We start from the raw sequence: 2,937 nt of genomic DNA on the forward strand, positions 1-2,937 counted from the left end.
GCCCTGCACGTCCCGCAACACCAGCTTGAACCGATTGCCCGCCAGCGCGCCGCGCTGCAGCTTGCGGTTGTGCCAGGTCGACTCGACCACCTCGATCTCATCGGAGGCCAGCAGCGCCGGATCCGGTGCGATGCGCTTGGGCAGGTGCACGCTGAAACGCTGAGTGGTCACCGCGTGCCGGTCCTTCATGCCGGCGTAGCTCACCGCCATGTCCGGCAATCCGGCCCACCGGGCCAGCACTTTGGCCACGTGYACGGTGTTGGCGCCGCGCTTGCGGAGGGTCAGCAGCAGGTGCTCGCCCTCCCCGCTCGGCTCGAACGCCGGCAGCTCGTCCACCTGGAAATCTTCCGGAACGCTGCGGATCTTCGCGCTCAGCAGCGGCGCACCAAATGCCAGCGGAAGCGGGATCACAGTGCCACCAACAGCACGACGGCCTGCGCGGCGATGCCCTCACCACGCCCGGTGAAGCCCAGCTTCTCCGACGTGGTGGCCTTGACGCTGACCGCATCCAGCGCGACGCCCAGCAGCGCGGCAATGCGCTCGCGCATGGCCAGCGCATGCGGGCCCACCTTGGGACGCTCGCAGATCACGGTGATGTCGGTGTTGCCGACCTGCCAGCCACGCTCGCGCAGCAGGCTGTTGCAATGGGCCAGGAAGCGGCAGCTGTCGGCATCTTTCCAGCGCATGTCCGAGGGCGGGAAGTGCTGGCCGATATCGCCCAGCGACAGCGCACCGAGCATCGCATCGCACAGCGCATGCAGGATCACGTCGCCGTCGCTGTGGGCGAGCACGCCGCAGCTGTGCGCCACGCGGATGCCGCCGAGCATGATGTGGTCGCCCGTGCCGAAGGCGTGGACGTCGTAGCCCTGTCCGATGCGGACCGGAGGAAAGGAAGGCGTGTTCATTGCAAAAAACCTGCGGTTGTGGCGCCGCGCGCGGACTCAGTATCCGCGACGCGACAGCTCGAATTCGAAACGGGACAGATCGGCCGGCGTGGTGACTTTGAAGTTGTCTTCGCTGCCTTCCACCAGCAACGGGCGCAGCCCCTGCCGCTCCATCGCCATGGCGTCGTCGGTGACCTCCACGCCGGCATCGGCGGCGTCCTGCAGCGCGCGCGCCAACTGGTGGCGGCGGAACAGCTGCGGGGTCAGCGCCCGCCACAGGCGGGCACGCGGTTCAGTGGCATCGATGCCGCCGTCGTCACCGGCACGCTTGAGGGTGTCGCGCACCGGCGCGGCCAGGATCGCCCCGACCGGATCGTTGCGCCCCACTTCCAGCAGCCGGCCCAGATCGGCGGCGGCCAGGTTGGGCCGCGCGGCGTCATGCACCAGCACGAAATCATCGGCACGCACGCTTTCGGGCAGCGCCTGCAGCCCGGCCAGCACCGATGCGGCACGGGTAGCGCCGCCGATGCAGGTCAGGATCGGCTTGTCGGCCAGCGCCTGCCAGCCCGGCCAGTCGGTGTCGCCCTCGGCGATGGCCACCATCACCCCGGCAACCACCGGGTGCGACAGCAGGGCTTCCAGCGTATGCGCCAGTAGTACCCGGTCGCCTGCGACCAGGTACTGTTTGGGTGTCTGTCCACCGAAACGGGTGCCGCGACCAGCGGCCGGCACCACCGCCCAGACCGTGCCCATCAGGGCACTTCCTGCGGCAGCGCTTCCGGCGGCGCCATGGCCGCCGGTCCGCGCGCAGGCGCGACCGGGGCATCTTCGACCACGCGGTAGAACTTCTCGCCAGGCTTGATCATGCCCAGCTCGCTACGCGCGCGTTCCTCGATCGCGGCCTGGCCTTCCTTGAGGTCCTTGACCTCGGCGGCCAGCGCGTCGTTGCGCTGTTGCAGACCGGCGTTGTCGCGCTGCTGGTTGGCGACCTGGGCCTCCAGGGTCATCACTTCCCCTGAATTGCCCGGGCCGAACCAGAAACGGTACTGCAGCCACGCCAGCAGCAGCGCGAGCAACAGCAGCGTCCAGCGCCAGTTGCGCATGGGGATCAGCGCTTCAGCGACACGAACGCGTCACGACCGGCGTAACGCGCACCGGCACCGAGGGCTTCTTCGATGCGCAGCAGCTGGTTGTACTTGGCCACGCGGTCGCTGCGGCACAGCGAGCCGGTCTTGATCTGGGTGGCGGTGGTGGCCACGGCGATGTCGGCGATGGTGGTGTCTTCGGTTTCGCCCGAACGGTGCGAGACGATCGAGGCATAGTTGGCCGCGTGCGCCATGGCGATCGCTTCCAGCGTCTCGGTCAGGGTGCCGATCTGGTTGACTTTGATCAGGATCGCGTTGGCGGTGCCGGACTCGATGCCTTCCTTGAAGATCTTCGGGTTGGTCACGAACAGGTCGTCGCCGACCAGCTGCACCTTGTTGCCGATGCGGTCGGTGAGCAGCTTCCAGCCGGCCCAGTCGTTCTCGGCCAGGCCGTCTTCGATGGTGATGATCGGGTACTGCGCGGCCCAGTCGGCCAGGAAGTCGACGAACTGCTCGGAGGTCAGGCGCTTGTTTTCGCCGACCAGGTTGTACTTGCCGTTCTCGAAGAATTCGCTGGAGGCCACGTCCAGGCCCAGCAGCACGTCTTCACCGGCGGTGTAGCCGGCTTTGCCGATGGCTTCCAGGATGGTGTCCAGCGCTTCGACGTTGCTGCGGAAGTCCGGCGCGAAGCCGCCTTCGTCGCCCACCGCGGTGCTCAGGCCGTGGCCCTTGAGCACCGACTTGAGCGAATGGAAGATTTCGGTGCCGGCGCGCAGCGACTCGGAGAAGGAGGTGAAGCCGACCGGCAGCACCATGAATTCCTGGAAGTCGACATTGTTGTCGGCATGCGCGCCGCCGTTGATGATGTTCATCATCGGCACCGGCAGGGTCACATCACGGCCATTGGCCAGGTGCTGCCACAGCGCCTGCTTCTTCGACGCCGCCACGGCGTGCGCGTTGGCCAGGGA

Annotated in this window: 5 protein-coding genes; all 5 read right to left on the reverse strand. The window is 67.6% G+C overall.

The annotated features are described in order from the left end of the window. On the reverse strand, window positions 1-411 hold a 411-nt coding region (truD, locus tag ACXJKH_RS17895; RefSeq protein WP_457321347.1), incomplete at its 3' end, for a tRNA pseudouridine(13) synthase TruD. Further along, on the reverse strand, window positions 408-905 hold the full coding sequence (gene ispF, locus ACXJKH_RS17900; RefSeq protein ID WP_457321349.1) for a 2-C-methyl-D-erythritol 2,4-cyclodiphosphate synthase: 498 nt from the start codon (window positions 903-905) through the stop codon (window positions 408-410). The genes truD and ispF, both read right to left, overlap by 4 nt. 36 nt (window positions 906-941) lie before the next feature. After that, window positions 942-1,640 carry a 2-C-methyl-D-erythritol 4-phosphate cytidylyltransferase gene (ispD, locus tag ACXJKH_RS17905; protein ID WP_256774152.1) on the reverse strand — a complete coding sequence of 233 codons (699 nt, stop codon included), beginning with the start codon at window positions 1,638-1,640 and terminating at the stop codon, window positions 942-944. Beyond that, the gene (gene ftsB / locus ACXJKH_RS17910; RefSeq protein ID WP_256774132.1) at window positions 1,637-1,987 is read right to left on the reverse strand and encodes a cell division protein FtsB; all 351 of its coding nucleotides are present in this window, start codon (window positions 1,985-1,987) and stop codon (window positions 1,637-1,639) included. The genes ispD and ftsB overlap by 4 nt, the downstream gene beginning before the upstream one ends. A gap of 5 nt (window positions 1,988-1,992) precedes the next feature. Beyond that, window positions 1,993-2,937, reverse strand: a 945-nt coding sequence (gene eno, locus ACXJKH_RS17915; RefSeq protein ID WP_457321352.1) for a phosphopyruvate hydratase, incomplete at its 5' end; no start/stop codon positions are given.

Source organism: Stenotrophomonas sp. P5_B8, from assembly GCF_054049855.1.